Origin of the sequence: Aeromonas rivipollensis (genome assembly GCF_037811135.1) — a bacterium.
Classification (GTDB): domain Bacteria; phylum Pseudomonadota; class Gammaproteobacteria; order Enterobacterales; family Aeromonadaceae; genus Aeromonas; species Aeromonas rivipollensis.
In genome coordinates, this window is the sequence record NZ_CP149130.1 from 4,065,294 (window position 1) to 4,079,062 (window position 13,769).

General features: G+C 65.7%; 13 protein-coding genes. 8 read left to right on the top strand and 5 right to left on the bottom strand.

Annotated elements, in window-relative coordinates; translation table 11 throughout:
- Window positions 1-46 precede the first annotated feature (46 nt).
- The 5 genes from menB (at window position 47) to WIR04_RS18560 (ending at window position 7,301) form a co-directional block, all read left to right on the top strand.
- On the top strand, window positions 47-907 hold the full coding sequence (menB, locus tag WIR04_RS18540; protein WP_106885113.1) for a 1,4-dihydroxy-2-naphthoyl-CoA synthase: 861 nt from the start codon (window positions 47-49) through the stop codon (window positions 905-907).
- The gene (menC, locus tag WIR04_RS18545) at window positions 907-1,836 is read left to right on the top strand and encodes an o-succinylbenzoate synthase (protein WP_168236320.1); all 930 of its coding nucleotides are present in this window, start codon (window positions 907-909) and stop codon (window positions 1,834-1,836) included. Before menB ends, menC begins: the two co-directional genes overlap by 1 nt.
- 10 nt (window positions 1,837-1,846) lie before the next feature.
- Window positions 1,847-3,256: an AMP-binding protein gene (locus WIR04_RS18550; protein ID WP_338888886.1), complete on the top strand. Its 1,410-nt coding sequence runs from the start codon at window positions 1,847-1,849 to the stop codon at window positions 3,254-3,256.
- A gap of 177 nt (window positions 3,257-3,433) precedes the next feature.
- The gene (locus WIR04_RS18555) at window positions 3,434-6,178 is read left to right on the top strand and encodes a collagenase (protein WP_338888888.1); all 2,745 of its coding nucleotides are present in this window, start codon (window positions 3,434-3,436) and stop codon (window positions 6,176-6,178) included.
- Between the two features lie 154 nt (window positions 6,179-6,332).
- On the top strand, window positions 6,333-7,301 hold the full coding sequence (locus WIR04_RS18560) for a SanA/YdcF family protein (protein ID WP_338888890.1): 969 nt from the start codon (window positions 6,333-6,335) through the stop codon (window positions 7,299-7,301).
- A 68-nt stretch (window positions 7,302-7,369) separates the two neighbouring features.
- Here the strand turns inward: WIR04_RS18560 and WIR04_RS18565 are convergent, their stop codons facing one another.
- Window positions 7,370-7,984 (bottom strand): superoxide dismutase, encoded by a 615-nt coding sequence (locus WIR04_RS18565; RefSeq protein ID WP_338888892.1) that lies wholly within the window; start codon window positions 7,982-7,984, stop codon window positions 7,370-7,372.
- A 23-nt stretch (window positions 7,985-8,007) separates the two neighbouring features.
- Complete coding sequence (locus WIR04_RS18570; protein ID WP_338892643.1) at window positions 8,008-8,433, bottom strand: hypothetical protein; 426 nt, start codon at window positions 8,431-8,433, stop codon at window positions 8,008-8,010.
- Between the two features lie 280 nt (window positions 8,434-8,713).
- Between WIR04_RS18570 and WIR04_RS18575 the strand changes: the two genes are divergently transcribed.
- Window positions 8,714-9,625 carry a triacylglycerol lipase gene (locus WIR04_RS18575; RefSeq protein ID WP_338888894.1) on the top strand — a complete coding sequence of 304 codons (912 nt, stop codon included), beginning with the start codon at window positions 8,714-8,716 and terminating at the stop codon, window positions 9,623-9,625.
- Window positions 9,622-10,371 (top strand): lipase secretion chaperone, encoded by a 750-nt coding sequence (locus WIR04_RS18580; protein ID WP_338888896.1) that lies wholly within the window; start codon window positions 9,622-9,624, stop codon window positions 10,369-10,371. The genes WIR04_RS18575 and WIR04_RS18580 overlap by 4 nt, the downstream gene beginning before the upstream one ends.
- Window positions 10,372-10,419: 48 nt before the next feature.
- Here the strand turns inward: WIR04_RS18580 and WIR04_RS18585 are convergent, their stop codons facing one another.
- From WIR04_RS18585 to sgrR, 3 genes are read right to left on the bottom strand one after another with little or no spacing between them, the layout of a single operon-like run.
- Window positions 10,420-11,133 (bottom strand): hypothetical protein, encoded by a 714-nt coding sequence (locus WIR04_RS18585; RefSeq protein ID WP_338888898.1) that lies wholly within the window; start codon window positions 11,131-11,133, stop codon window positions 10,420-10,422.
- 29 nt (window positions 11,134-11,162) lie between these two features.
- The gene (locus WIR04_RS18590) at window positions 11,163-11,558 is read right to left on the bottom strand and encodes an acyl-CoA thioesterase (protein ID WP_025325530.1); all 396 of its coding nucleotides are present in this window, start codon (window positions 11,556-11,558) and stop codon (window positions 11,163-11,165) included.
- A gap of 50 nt (window positions 11,559-11,608) precedes the next feature.
- The gene (sgrR, locus tag WIR04_RS18595) at window positions 11,609-13,348 is read right to left on the bottom strand and encodes an HTH-type transcriptional regulator SgrR (RefSeq protein ID WP_338888902.1); all 1,740 of its coding nucleotides are present in this window, start codon (window positions 13,346-13,348) and stop codon (window positions 11,609-11,611) included.
- A 100-nt stretch (window positions 13,349-13,448) separates the two neighbouring features.
- On the opposite strand from sgrR, the gene WIR04_RS18600 reads away from it, so the two are divergent.
- On the top strand, window positions 13,449-13,625 hold the full coding sequence (locus tag WIR04_RS18600; RefSeq protein ID WP_338888904.1) for a hypothetical protein: 177 nt from the start codon (window positions 13,449-13,451) through the stop codon (window positions 13,623-13,625).
- Window positions 13,626-13,769 lie beyond the last annotated feature (144 nt).

The window sequence follows — 13,769 nt, forward strand, 5'->3', positions numbered from 1 at the left end:
GACAGGATTGCCCGGCTGACTTCTACCACACCAGAAGGAAAAAACCATGATTGAGGCAATGACGGAAGCGGAACTGTACGCTCCCATTGAGTGGCAGGATTGCTCCGCCGGTTACGAGGACATCCTCTATCACAAGTCCCAGGATGGCATTGCCAAGATCACCATCAACCGCCCTCAGGTGCGCAACGCCTTCCGCCCCCGCACTGTGAAAGAGATGCTGCAGGCCCTGGCCGATGCCCGTTACGACGACAAGGTGGGCACCATCATACTGACCGGCTTTGGCGAGAAGGCCTTCTGCGCCGGCGGTGACCAGAAGATCCGTGGCGACTACGGTGGATACCGCGACGACGAGGGGACCCATCACCTCAACGTACTCGACTTCCAGCGCGACATCCGCACCTGCCCCAAACCCGTGGTCGCCATGGTGGCCGGTTATGCGGTCGGTGGCGGCCACGTGCTGCACATGATGTGCGATCTCACCATAGCCGCCGACAACGCCCAGTTCGGCCAGACAGGTCCGAAAGTCGGCTCCTTCGACGGCGGCTGGGGCGCCTCCTACATGGCCCGCATCGTCGGCCAGAAGAAGGCCCGCGAGATCTGGTTCCTCTGCCGCATGTACGATGCGAGCCAAGCCCTCGACATGGGGCTGGTCAACACTGTGGTGCCCCTGGCCGAGCTGGAGCGGGAAACCGTGCGCTGGTGCCGGGAGATGCTGCAAAACAGCCCGATGGCGCTGCGCTGCCTGAAGGCCGCACTGAACGCCGACTGCGACGGCCAGGCCGGTTTGCAAGAGCTGGCGGGCAATGCCACCATGCTCTTCTACATGACCGAAGAGGGTCAGGAAGGGCGCAACGCCTTCAACGAGAAGCGCCGCCCCGACTTCTCCAAATACAAGCGGAACCCCTGATGACACTCGCTCTCTATCGCTACCAACTGCCCTTTACCCAGCCCCTGACCTTTCACGGCAAGGTGGAGGTGGCGCGAGAGGGCCTGTTGGTGCGCATCAACGACGGCTGGGGGGAGATAGCCCCCCTGCCCGGTTTCTCCAGGGAGAGTCTGGCCGAGGCGCAAGCCGAGAGCCTGGCCTGCCTGGCACAGCTGGCCCAGGGGCAGACCATAGCCCCCCGGTTGCCCTCGGTGCAGTTCGGGCTCGACTGTGCCCGCCGTCACTGGCCACAGCAGAGCACCAGCCTGCCCGAACCCTATCCCCTCATTCAGGGCTCCCCTCAGGAGCTGCTCAAGAACTGGAAGCAGTGGCTGCACGAGACCCCCCTCAAGGCCAAGCTGAAGGTGGCCCGCTACCCCATGCGGGACGAGCTGGCGCTGATCCGCCTGTTGCTCGATCGGCGCCCCAATCTCAAGCTGGTGCTGGATGCCAACCAGGGCTGGACCCGCGAGGAGGCCTGGGCCTTCTGCGGTCACCTGGATCCGAACCGGATCGAATACCTGGAAGATCTCTGTGCCGACTTTGCCGATATCGCCTTCGTCGCCAACCGCACCGGCATGCCGGTGGCGCTGGATGAATTGCTGGCCCAGGGCAAGCCATGGGAACCCATACCCCAGCTGAAGGCCCTGGTGCTCAAACCGACCCTGCTCGGTTCCTTGGCCAACAGCGAGGCCCTGGTGGCCCGCGCCCGCGAGCTTAAGCTGAAAGTCATCGTCTCCTCCTGTTTCGAGTCCGGTGTCGGTCTCGGTCAGCTCGCCCGCCTCGCGGGAGAGTGGGCGCCGGATCAGGCCCCTGGCCTCGACACCAGGCGCTGGCTGGCCAGGGATCTGCTGGACAAGCAGGGCCAACCCGACCCGAGCCTGATGACCCCCCTGTTTCACCGTGACTGAAGGGGCCCCCATGCCGCCCGTCCCTGTGGCTGACGCCTCACTGGAAACCTGCCCGGTGCGCCACTGGGCACGGACGGCGCCCGAACGCATCGCCATCCACGGCAGCGGCTCCCTCAGCTACCGACGGCTGGATGCTCGGCTCAACGGCCTGTGCAAGCAGCTCGAGCAGGCGGGTTTAAAGGCCGGCGACCGGCTGGCCGCCGTGGTGCGCGGCGCCCTGGAAGATGTGCTGCTGGCCTGGGCCTGCGTGCGCAGCGGCCTCGTCTTCTGCCCGCTCAATCCCGCCTTCCCCCTCGTCAGGCAGGCCGAACTGGCCGCACAGCTTGATGCCTGCGCCTTCTGGTCAGCGGGGGAGATCCCGGTGGGGAGCGGGTTGCCGCTGCAGCTCGACTTCAGGGGTGAACTGCCGGCAAGCGAGGAAGCCTGGCCGCTTGAACCGGCCCAACTCAACAACATGATCCTCACCTCGGGCTCCAGCGGCACACCCAAGGCGGTGGTGCACCGCCTGGCCAACCACCTCGCCTCGGCCCGGGGCTCGGCCAGCCTGATCCCTCTCGATGCAGAGTGCGGCTGGCTGCTCTCCCTGCCGCTGTTTCACGTGGGCGGCTACGCCATCCTGTTCCGGGTCTTCCTGGCGGGGGCCAGCCTGGTGCTGGACGATCGAACCCTGCCCCTCAAGGGGCGGCTCGAGGATCAGCCCATCACCCACCTCTCGCTGGTGCCGACCCAGCTCTGGCGCCTGCTGGCGCAAGGCTTCGACCCCGCCCGTACCCGCTTGCGCGAGCTGCTGCTCGGGGGGGCCGCCATCCCTGAGCCCCTGGTCAATCACCTCAAGGCCCTGGGGTTCACCCCCAAGTCGAGCTATGGCCTCTCCGAGATGGGCAGCCAGGTCTGCACCGGCCTGCCTGCCGGTGCCGGGGTGGTGGGCAGGCCTCTGCCCGGGCGGGAAGTCAGCATACGGCAGGGGGAGATCTGCGTGCGCGGCGACACCCTCTTTGCCGGCTATTTCCAGGCCGGGGAGCTGGTGCTGCCGCTGGATGAGGAGGGCTGGTTCCACACCCGGGACAAGGGTCATTTCACTCCGGGCGGCGAGCTGGTGGTGGAGGGGCGGCTCGACAACCTCTTCATCTCGGGAGGGGAGAACATCCAGCCCGAGACCATAGAGCAGCGGCTGGTGGATCACCCCGCCGTGGCTCAGGCCCTGGTGGTGCCCATCCCCAGCGCGCAATGGGGGCAGCGCCCCGCCGCCTTTATCGACTGGCACGGGGAAGCCGTTCCTCCTGCAGAGCTGGCGAGCTGGATCCGCGCCGCCCTGCCCGGCTTTATGGTGCCGGACCGCTGGCTGCCCTGGCCGGATCTCGGCGGCAGCCTGAAACCCTCCCGCACCCTGCTCGCCCGGAGCCTGCAAGCCGGGGACTGAGAGCGCCCCCCATATGAGACGCAGTCCTTGCTATCAATACAGCCCCTTTTGGGGCTGTTTCTATATTGCTTCCTCCCGGATAGATGATTCCTCGGCGCCATCTGGCGCGTTGATATTCTTTTGGAGCCCAATACCCTGTCTGGTCCCCACGCCACTCCATCTACCAAAGGGATCATGATGAATCACCTCTCTACCCGGCTGCTACTCCTGGCAGCCCCCGGCCTGCTCGCCACCTCGGCGCTGGCCACCTACTCCCCCGACTGGCAAGAGTACCAGCTCAAGGACCAATCGAGCCGCCAGTTGGGGGACAGCCTCACCGAAGTGACCTATGAGCTGAGCGCCCGCAATGGCGAGGCGCCCTATCAGCAACTGCGGGTCTATCGCCGTTTCGACTGGCGCGACGCCAGTCTGGCGACCCTGGCCGAGCAGCAGTGCGGCGAGCCGCAGCTCAAGGTCGAGCAGGGCTGGCAGATCCGCTACCTCAGTTGTGAAGAGGTGGTGCCGGCCGGCAAGGCCATCCCGGCCAGCAGTTATGACTATGGCTACGGCCTGAAACAGGGCCGCTGGGAGCCGCTGGCAGGTACCCCGACCGCGCCGCGCCAGGATGTCCTGCCGCTCCCCGAGCGCATCGTCCTGGGCCACAGCGAGCAGGAGCTGGATCGCTGCGAGCTCAACGCAGAGGGGCGCTGCGCCGAGCAGGTTTGGCAATATCAGCCCCAAGACTGGCAACAGCTTAGCGTGCTGGAGGAGACCCCCAACGAGCGGGACGGCCGCCTCGAGCAGATCTTCTTCCGCCTGCAACCCGTGCCAGGCAGTCAGGCCGCCAGCCAGGTCCGCGAGCTGCACGTCTGGCGCCAGTACAGCTGGCAGCTGGACGAGAGCAAGGCCCAGCAGGAGTGCGATGAGCCCCAGACCCGCCAGGAAGGGGACAAGACCATCAGCTACCGGGTGTGCCGCCAGACCCTGCCCGCCGGCAGCGAGGTGCAGGTGGTGCTGAAAGACAGCGGCTATCAATACCCGGTCGGTGGCAGCGAATGGCAGACACTGCCGGAAACAACCGAGTGGCAGGAGAGCCGGGTGCTCAATCGTCCCATAGTGCTGGCCAGCAAGGAGGAGCAGCTCGACTGCCGCCGCGCCGATGGCCGCCCCTGCTCCGAGCCGGAACAGCCAGGCACGGATCTGCTGGATGCCGACGCCGCCAGGATAGTGCAGGATGCCAGCGGTCAGCCCGCTCCCGTCTGGCAGGAAAACTATGGCCACGATGACACCAAGCTGCTGGCGGTGTCACGGGGCATCCAGAGCCTGCTGGCGGCCAATCAGCCCGCCCATCCGGCCATGAAGCTACTGCTGGAATACGTGCGCGCCCACAACTATCACAACTACGGCAAGCACAAGGAAGATGGCCCGGCCGCCGCCGAGGCGCTGGCCGAGGCCCTGACCGCGCTCGGTGCCCATCCGCTGCTCTATCCGGAGCAGGCCAGCGATGAGGTGGGAGCCGTCATGGGGGCCTGGAGTATCGCCCTGCATGGCCAGTTCAAGAGCCCGGCGGTGCAGAGCCGGTTCGGTACCCTGCTCGGCCAGTTCAACCAGATGCTGGCCTACAGCACCCGGCATGCCAGCGAGATCAATGGTCAGCATGCCTGGGCAACCGGTCTGTTCGATCTGCTCAACTTCCTCGACTTCGCCAGCGACCATAGCGATGCCTTCGCCGCCGACTTCCGCCAGCAGGATGGCGAGCTGCGCAAACAGCTGCACGCCCTCGGCATGAGCGAGCTGTCGCTCTGGCAAGGACGGGATGGCAAGGATCTGTTCCTGCTCAACAACGTGCTGGATGCCTATACCCGCCTCTACCGGGTCGCCCGTTATACCCGCCCGGGCGAGAGCGAAGGCTATCGCACCTTGCTGGATGGCTCAGTCATCGAGCTCATCCGTCATCACGGCCTGATCCCCGGCGGTCAACAGAGTCAGGATCTGCTGGAAGAGATGTCACTGACCCTCTCCACCTACTATCTGACCTACACGGATCGCACCGGCGAGGCCTGCATCAGCGGTGACTTCGCCGGACTCTGCACCCCGATACGGCTGGAGGATGTGCTGCCGTTCGAGCACACCTGCTCGCCGACCCTGCGCCTGCGGGCCCAGGAGCTGAGCCAGGATCAGGCCGACGGCATCTGCCGCGAGCTGGGCGCCGAGGAAGAGCTGTTCCATCAGCAGCTGGAAACAGGCTGGCAGCCGGTAGCGGATGACGACAACGAGGCGCTGGAGCTGGTGATCTTCGACTCCTCCGCCGACTGGAAACGCTACGGCAGCGCCCTGTTTGGTGGCGTCTCCACCGACAACGGCGGCATCTACATCGAGGGGGATCCGGCTCGCCCCGGCAACCAGGCCCGCTTCTTCGCCTATGAGGCTGAGTGGAAGCGCCCCGCCTTCCAGGTGTGGAACCTGCGCCACGAGTATGTGCACTACCTGGATGGCCGCTTCAACCAGTACGGCAGCTTCGGTCACTACCCGCTCAACCGCACCACCTGGTGGTCGGAAGGGCTGGCGGAGTTCATCGCCCACGGTCAGTGTTTCGCCCGTGGCATGGACAACGTGGCGGGTCGTCCGGCGGCCGAGCGACCGAGCCTGGCCGACATACTGCACCTGGATTACGACAAGGGTGGCGAGATGGTCTACTCCTGGTCCTACACCGTGCATCGCTTCCTGAACGAGACAGGGCGCGGTGCCAGCTGGCTGGCCATGGCCCAGGCCCTGCGCAACCCGGATCAGCAGCAGGCGATGAGCGCCTTCGAGGCCGAGCTGGATCAGCTGATCGCCAATGACAGCGAGGCCTACCAGAGCTGGCTGAGCCGCGATCTGCTGCCCTGGTGGGACGCCAACAAGGAGTCTGACGAGTGCAAGGCGAACGACTCAGCCCACTGAGGGTGAGGCGTGAATGAGAAAGGGCGGCCATGGCCGCCCTTTTTATGACGCCTTTTGATGGACTCAAGATCGCGCCGCGCTCTGCGACAGCCTGTGCCCGAGTGACGCCATGGCGGCGCATCAAACCTGACGCGCCAGGGCAACTTGTAATAGAATGGCCCCCTGTCATCTCTTACTTCAGACCCGAACCGCACCGCGCATGAAGAAGTTTGCCAAGATCCTGCTCGCCTGCCTCTGCCTGTTGCTGGCCTCAGTCGCCGCGCTGCTGGGCTACAGCGAGTGGACCGTCTCCGACGCCCGTCACTACACCTACGACGACGTCGATGCGGTGCCCTACAACAGGGTCGCCCTGGTGCTCGGCACCTCCAAGTACCTGATCGGGGGCAGCCCGAACCACTACTTCAAGTACAGGATCAAGGCCGCCGCCGAGCTCTACAACAACGGCAAGGTGGACTACATACTGGTCTCCGGCGACAACGCCACCGTCCAGTACAACGAGCCGCGCCAGATGCGGCGAGCTCTTATCCAGGCGGGCATCCCGGCCAGCGCCATCTACAGCGACTACGCGGGCTTTCGCACCCTGGACTCCATAGTGCGGGCCAAGGAGGTGTTCGGTCAGGCCCGCTTCACCGTGGTCTCCCAGGCCTTCCACAACGAGCGCGCCATCTTCATCGCCCGCCACTTCGGCATAGAGGCCGTCGGCTTCAACGCCCTGGATCCCAGCGCCTATCAGGGCATCAAGACCCGGGTACGCGAGGTATTCGCCCGCCTGATGGGGCTGCTCGATCTCTACGTGCTGGACAAGGGGCCCAAGTTCCTCGGCGAGCCCATCGTCATCGGCGGCCCCATCCCCTGCCAGGCCCTGAGCACCATAGGGGCCAGCCAGCCCTGCCTGCCCATCCCGGCCAAGACCACTGCGGCGAAAGCGACCCCGAGCAAGCCGCTCGACAAGGCCGTCGGTGTGGCCAGCGCTGCGGTGGCAACCAGCATAGCGACCGTGACAAGTTCGGCAGCGGCAACAGCAATCAGTTCGGCGACGGCGACCACCGAGGCCAGTGCGGTGGCAGCAACAGATGCAGACAAGGCGACCAGTGCCGCAACGGCAACCCACGCCGCCCCTTGAGCAGAGCATAAAAAGAGACCCGCCTGATGGCGGGTCTCTTTTTTTATGAGGGAAGAAAATGAGGGGGCTCAGGCCAGCGCCTGCCGATAGCGACGCGCCACCTCGGCCCAGTCGACCACCTGGTAAAACGCGGCTATGTAGTCGGGACGCTTGTTCTGGTACTTGAGGTAGTAGGCGTGCTCCCACACGTCCAGCCCCAGGACGGGCACCAGCCCCTCCATCAGGGGGCTGTCCTGGTTGGCGCTGCTCACCACCTGCAGGTGGCCTGCCTTGTCCACCACCAGCCAGGCCCAGCCGCTACCGAAGCGGCTCAGGGCCGCCTGGGTGAAGGCCTGCCTGAAGGCATCCAGGCCCCCCAAATCCCGGGCAATCGCCTCGGCCAGCTCACCGCCCGGCTCGCCGCCCCCTTGCGGGCTCATCACCTGCCAGAACAGGCTGTGGTTGGCATGACCGCCGCCATGATTGCGCACCGCCCCCTGCACGCTCGCCGGCAGGCTGTCGAAACGGGCGAGCAGTTCGTCCACCGGCAGGGCCGCCAGCTCGGGGAGCTCGGCCAGGGCGGCATTGAGGTTGGTGATGTAGGTCTGGTGGTGGCGGCTGTGGTGGATCTCCATGGTCAGGGCATCGATATGGGGCTCCAGCGCGTCATAGGCATAGGCGAGGGCGGGCAAGGTATGGCTCATGGTCGTTCTCTCTCTTGTTGGGCTCAATGCAATCGATGGGCGGACTCTGTCTGGCACAGACACTGGCCGAGACAGCGCTGAATGGCATCCTGAGTGCCGTGTTTGCGCACGAAGGCGAGCAGTTCGGTGCGGGTGCTGCGAGTGTGGCGCAGAGCCGCCGCCCGCAGGGGATCCGGGCTTGCGGGGGACTGACTGGTGGCGAGCAGGCAGTCGTGGACGTGGCACAACATGTCGGCGGCCCTGTCCGGCAGCGTCATGGCCACCAGCAGATCCGCCAGGTTGTGGTGGGCCACCACCAGGGCTGCCACGGCTTCGTCCGCATCCGGCCAGCAGGCGAACTGCTGACGGGCCAGCCACAAGGCCTGCTGGTAACAGTCGAGCGCCCTGGCGTGCTCACCCGCGTCGAAATGGCGATTGCCACAGAGGGTCTGCGCCTTCCAGTGCGCCATGCTGCTGTCCCCGTCGGTGGCACCGACCCATCCCTTCACCCAACTTAGCGTCATGGCTTTAACACTCAAATGATAATAATTATTATTTAACTTATTTGATGGACGGACACAAGGAATAGTTGGCGCAGCCCCTTTTTGCCCATATGGGTAGGGTTTTTCTGCAATCCCCGGTTTAGTGATCCCATCCACAGATACATTTGAGTTCAGCTACCATGCTACCGGTACTGGCATGAGGCCGGTGGCTGCCGGAGCGCAGCCGATTTTCACAAGGACGGTGAAGATGAAAAGATGGCTATTGGTGCTCTTGTGCGCCCTGCCCATGCTGGGCCAGGGGGCCGGTTATACCCAGACCCGCTACCCCATAGTGCTGGTGCACGGGTTGTTCGGTTTCGACAGGCTGCTCGGGGTCGACTATTTCTACGGCATTCCCCAGGCCCTGACCCGGGACGGCGCCCGCGTCTACGTGGCGCAGGTCTCCGCCACCCAGAGTTCGGAGCTGCGTGGCGAGCAGCTGCTCAGGCAGGTGCAGCAGGTGCTGGCCATCACCGGGGCCGACAAGGTGAACCTCATAGGTCACTCCCACGGCGGCCCAACCATCCGCTATGTGGCCTCTGTCGCCCCCGAGCTGGTCGCCTCAGCCACCAGCGTGGGGGGTGTAAACCAGGGCTCGGAGATCGCCGATCTGGTGCGCGCCAGGGTGGCGCCGGGCTCGGTGGCCGAGCAGCTGGCGGTAGCCGCCGCCTCGGCGCTCTCCGGGGTCATCTCGCTGCTCTCCGGCGGCAGTGACCTGCCCCAGGATCCCCTCGCCTCCCTCGATGCCTTGACCAGTGCCGGGGCACAACGTTTCAACCTGCGCTATCCGGAAGGACTCCCCGGCCAGCACTGCGGCGAGGGGCCGCTGCTGGCCGACAATGGCGTCTACTACTTCTCCTGGAGCGGGCGCGGCACCATGACCAACATCCTGGATCCGGTGGATCCGGCGCTGGCCCTGACCGGCAGCTTCTTTCACGAGCCCAATGACGGCCTGGTCGGGGTCTGCAGCAGCCACCTCGGCAAGGTGATCGGCACCCATTACCGGATGAACCATCTGGACGAGGTGAATCAGTCGTTCGGCATCCACCACCTGTTCGACACCGACCCTGTGACCCTGTATCGCCAGCACGCCAACCGCTTGCAGAGGCTGGGGCTATGAGACGGCTCCTGCTGGTCGCCCTCTCCCTGGGCGAGGCCCTGCTGGGCACACTCCTGCTCTGGCCCGAGCCTGCCCCTGATCTGGCGGCGGCCCCCGAGCGGGGAGCCCTGCGCCACCAACTGGCCCAGCGGCTGGAGCAGGGCGAGACGGACGAAGAGGACGCCATGCTGGCCCGCTACCGGCAGTTTCTGCGGGCGGAAGGGAGCCTGACGGTGCCGACGGATCCGGGCCTGGCCAGCCTGCAACTGCTGTTCGATGAGCGTGAGCGGCTGCGCCGGCAACACTTCAGCCCCGCCGAGCAGGCGTCGCTGTTTGCCGAAGAGAGGCTAATGGAGCAGTGGACCCTGAGGCGCAAGGCGCTGGCAGAGGCCGATGCCGTCGACAGTGAGGTGCTGAGGGAGGAGCTGGCGCTCTGGCTGGCGGAGCAGCCCCAGTGGTTCAGGGAGGCGGAAGCCAACGGCCGTCTGCTCGGCGATCTGCAGCGCCTGGAGCGGGTCTCCCCCGCCGAGCGCGACGCCGTGCTGCTGGAGCAGCTGGGACCAGAGGCGGTGGATCGGTTGCACCAGCTGGCGCAGAGCCAGCAAGGGTTCGAGCAGCAGCTGACGGGCTACCTGGCGGAACTCGAGCCCCTGCTCCCCCTGGAGCGGGCCGAACAGCAGCAGGCGATCCTGGCGCGCTGGTTCGAGCCCGGGCAGTGGCGGCGGGTGGAGGCGCTGACCCGGCTGAGGCTCGGGGAGCAGCCATAAATAGCGAGGGGGCCCCGACGGCCCCCTTGCTTCATGCTGTCACCGCCCTCATTGCGGCTTGTTGGCTCCTGGCAATGGCTGCCAGGTGAGGCGGGTCACCTGGGTGCCCTGTACCTCGCAGGTGAGGCAGAGATCCTGCCACCCCTTCTCCTGGCGAAGGGAGACCTCCCCCTTCATGCCCTCTGGGCTGATCTTGAGCCTGGGCTGCTCGAAGGTCACCTTGTCGCCCTTGGCGAGCGCCATCAGCTTGCCGTTGCAGAGCCACTGGGTCAGCTCGGCCCCCTTCAGCTTGACGCCGCCTTCACCGGCCTTCTGTTCCGCCTGACTCGGCACGAACAGCGCGCTCAGCTCGGCCGCCCGCCGGGTGAGCCAGGCCTCCCGCTGCTGCATGCTCATCTTGCTGACGAACTCCGCCGGCTGCCCCTTCTCGTCCAGCCACTGGGTGAGCGTCCCCTTGTCATCGAAGGCGAACTGGGCGGCGGGCTCCTTCACCCCGAACAGCTTGCCCCCCTTGAAGTAGTAGCGGCTCTCCCCCTCCTGCTTGCCCTGCTCGTTCAGGATGGGCACGGCTATGATGACGGGAACCCCGTCGATCCAGGCCTTGATGTCCACACCGTCATGGCTGAACAGCCGGGTGTCGAGACCATAGTCGGCACCCTTCTCCATCAGGGTGAACTGCTCGGCCAGGGTAGTGGCCAGAGAAGGCAGGGAGCAGAGTCCCAGTCCCAAGCCGAGGCTCAGGGCGATCGCTGTCTTGCGCATAAGTGTCCTGTGATGGCCAAAAGGCCAGGTTAACTCTCTACCAGCCAGGCCCTCAGCCCCTCCCGGTGCGCGTCACTCAGGGGACGGGACTGACGGGTCTGGTAGTCAAAATGGATCAGGGTCGTCTCGGCGGTCACCGCCAGCTCGCCCCCCTGCCAGGCCTCCTGCCAGAGGGTGAAGGAGCTGGTGCCGATGCGCCGTACCCCCGTCTTGATCAATACCTGCTGGCCATAGAACAGCTCCCGTTTGAACTGCACCGCATAGCCCGCGATGATCAGATGCCAGTTGTGCACATCCAGCTCGGGAGAGAAGAGGCGGAACAGGGGATCACGGGCCGATTCAAACCAGACCGCCGGCACCGTATTGTTGATATGGCCGAGGGCGTCCGTCTCTTGAAAACGGGGTTGGATCTGCATTTCCAGCATGGATATCGACTCCTTGTCGTGGGACCGCGCACAGGCTAGCGCGCCAACCCTTATGACTCAAGTGTCCCGGCATCCGGGTGGGAGCCGCCTCCGGTTTCCGGCGCCGCCATCCCCTGTTCGGGTTTGAGCCAGGCGCTGCGAAAATCGAACCAGCCGAGGGCCGTCATGCGCACCCCATGCACGCCGACCCGGCTCTCCAGCTCCAGCCAGTGGTGAAACAGCGGCACGAACCAGCCCTGGCGCTGCACCTTGGCCAGCAAGGCCCGCGGGCCAGGCTCGGCGCCGCTGGCGCGCCACTGCGTCAATCCCTGCCACAAGGCCTGCTGGCCCCCCCATACCCGGCGCAGCAAGGGGGTGCCCTGCAACCAGGCGTAGGGGGCGAAGGCGTGTTCATGCTCCAGGTTCAAGGTGCCGAGCCAGAGATCCACGTCTTCATCGGCGCCGCTCACCCAGCGGCCGTAATCCAGGGTGCGCACTTCGAGCCGGATCCCCTGCTCTGCCAGCAGGCTGGCCATGGTATTGGCGCACTCGTTGAACTCCAGATGCTGGTTGAAACAGGCCAGCACCAGCCGGGTCGGCAACAGCGCCGGCTTAGGCTCCTCGGCGGGCAGGGCCTCGCGCCAGTGAGGCAGCAGGCCGAGGGCACTGGTCCAGCCCCGCTGCAGCTCGGGGGCGACCCGTCCCATCAGGGCGATGGGATTGAGCAGCCGGGTCAGCCACTGGCGCAAGGCGGGATCCTGCAGCAGGGGGGATCTGTCGTCCTGCAGCAGGAAGTAGCAGCCGGATTCCAGCTCCGACTCGCCGCGCATGGTGCCGAGCTCGGGGCTGTCGCGCCCCAGCTGCAGGTGGCTCTCCAGCCGCTCCGCCAGCTCCGGCAGCATCCAGATGTCGATCTCGTCGAGCAGGGCCCGCAGGCCGAAGTAGTCGTCGAAGGCCTCGAGGCACAGTTGCAGGGGATCGTTGGCGGTGACTCTGTAAGGGCCTGTGCCCACGGGTTGCAGGGCAAAGCCCGCCTCCCCCTTGAGCTCGCGGGGCAAGATGGCCGCCACCGGCTCCGCCAGCAGGTGCAGCAGCAGGGGATCCGGGCTGTCGAGGTGCAGATCCAGGGTGCGCGGCCAGCGGCTCTCCAGCCGGGCGAGGTGGGCAAACAGCGGACGATCCCGCAAGGCCAGCAGGCTCTCCATCACATCCTCCACCGCCAGCTCGCGGCCGTGGTGAAAGCGCACCGCCGGCCTCAGATAGAAGCGCCAGTGGCAGGGGCCCAGACACTCCCAGTGGTGGGCCAGGTCCCCCTCGATTTCCCCATTTTCCTCATTTCGTCGGGTCAGGCCGTTGAAGATCTGCCGGCTCAGGTGCACCTCGGAGCGGCGCAGCGGATCCGTGGGCAGCAGTTGGGGCAGCGGACGATAGTAGGGCACCCGCAGGATCTGGCGCCCCTCCCGGGTGGCCTGGCCGAGCTGCTCGATCAGCAGCGGGGTGAGCAGATCCAGCCGCCCCTCCGCCAGCCGCACCGCCTGCGCCAGCTGGCCCTGACTCAGCAGATCCCGCAGCCGGCGCCGGGTCAGGCTCTCCTGGCTGTCGAGCAGCACCAGCCGGGAGCGCCGCCCCCGTCCCGCTTCGGCCGACCAGCTGAGCCAGCCCTGATCCTGCATGCGGCGCAACAGCAGGCGCGCGTTGCGCGGGGTGCAGCAGAGCAGATCCGCCACCTCGGCGAGGCTTGTCTCCCGCTCATCGCAGCCAAGCTGCTGGGCGAGTCGTTGAAACTGCTGGTAGAGGCGACCGGTCGGCATAAAAGAGGAAATCCTGTTGCTGTAAGTCATCAGTTTTTACTTCCTCATTTTAGCTCAATACTGCTGGCGAACGTGAGCACCACAGCACAGGAGCACCATCATGAGCCAGACCAACCCCCATGCACCGAACCGGATCCAGCAAGGAATGCGCCGCTACTTCCGCCGGATCCTGCCCCGCCCGCTGACCCTGATCGAGGATCCCATGCATCAGCTCAACCGCCTGATGCAGTGGGACATGCACCAGATAGACGACAGGGAGTATCGCCGTCGCTTCTGACTGAGCCAGGACTCAGGGCAGGGAAAGGGCACCGCAGGATCACTGCAAGCCCCTGACAATGCTTTGCCGGATTGGGTGGTTTACATCGGCGCAGGGCCTGCTAGATTGGACGTCTATCCATCCATAATGGCGACGACGTCCAAC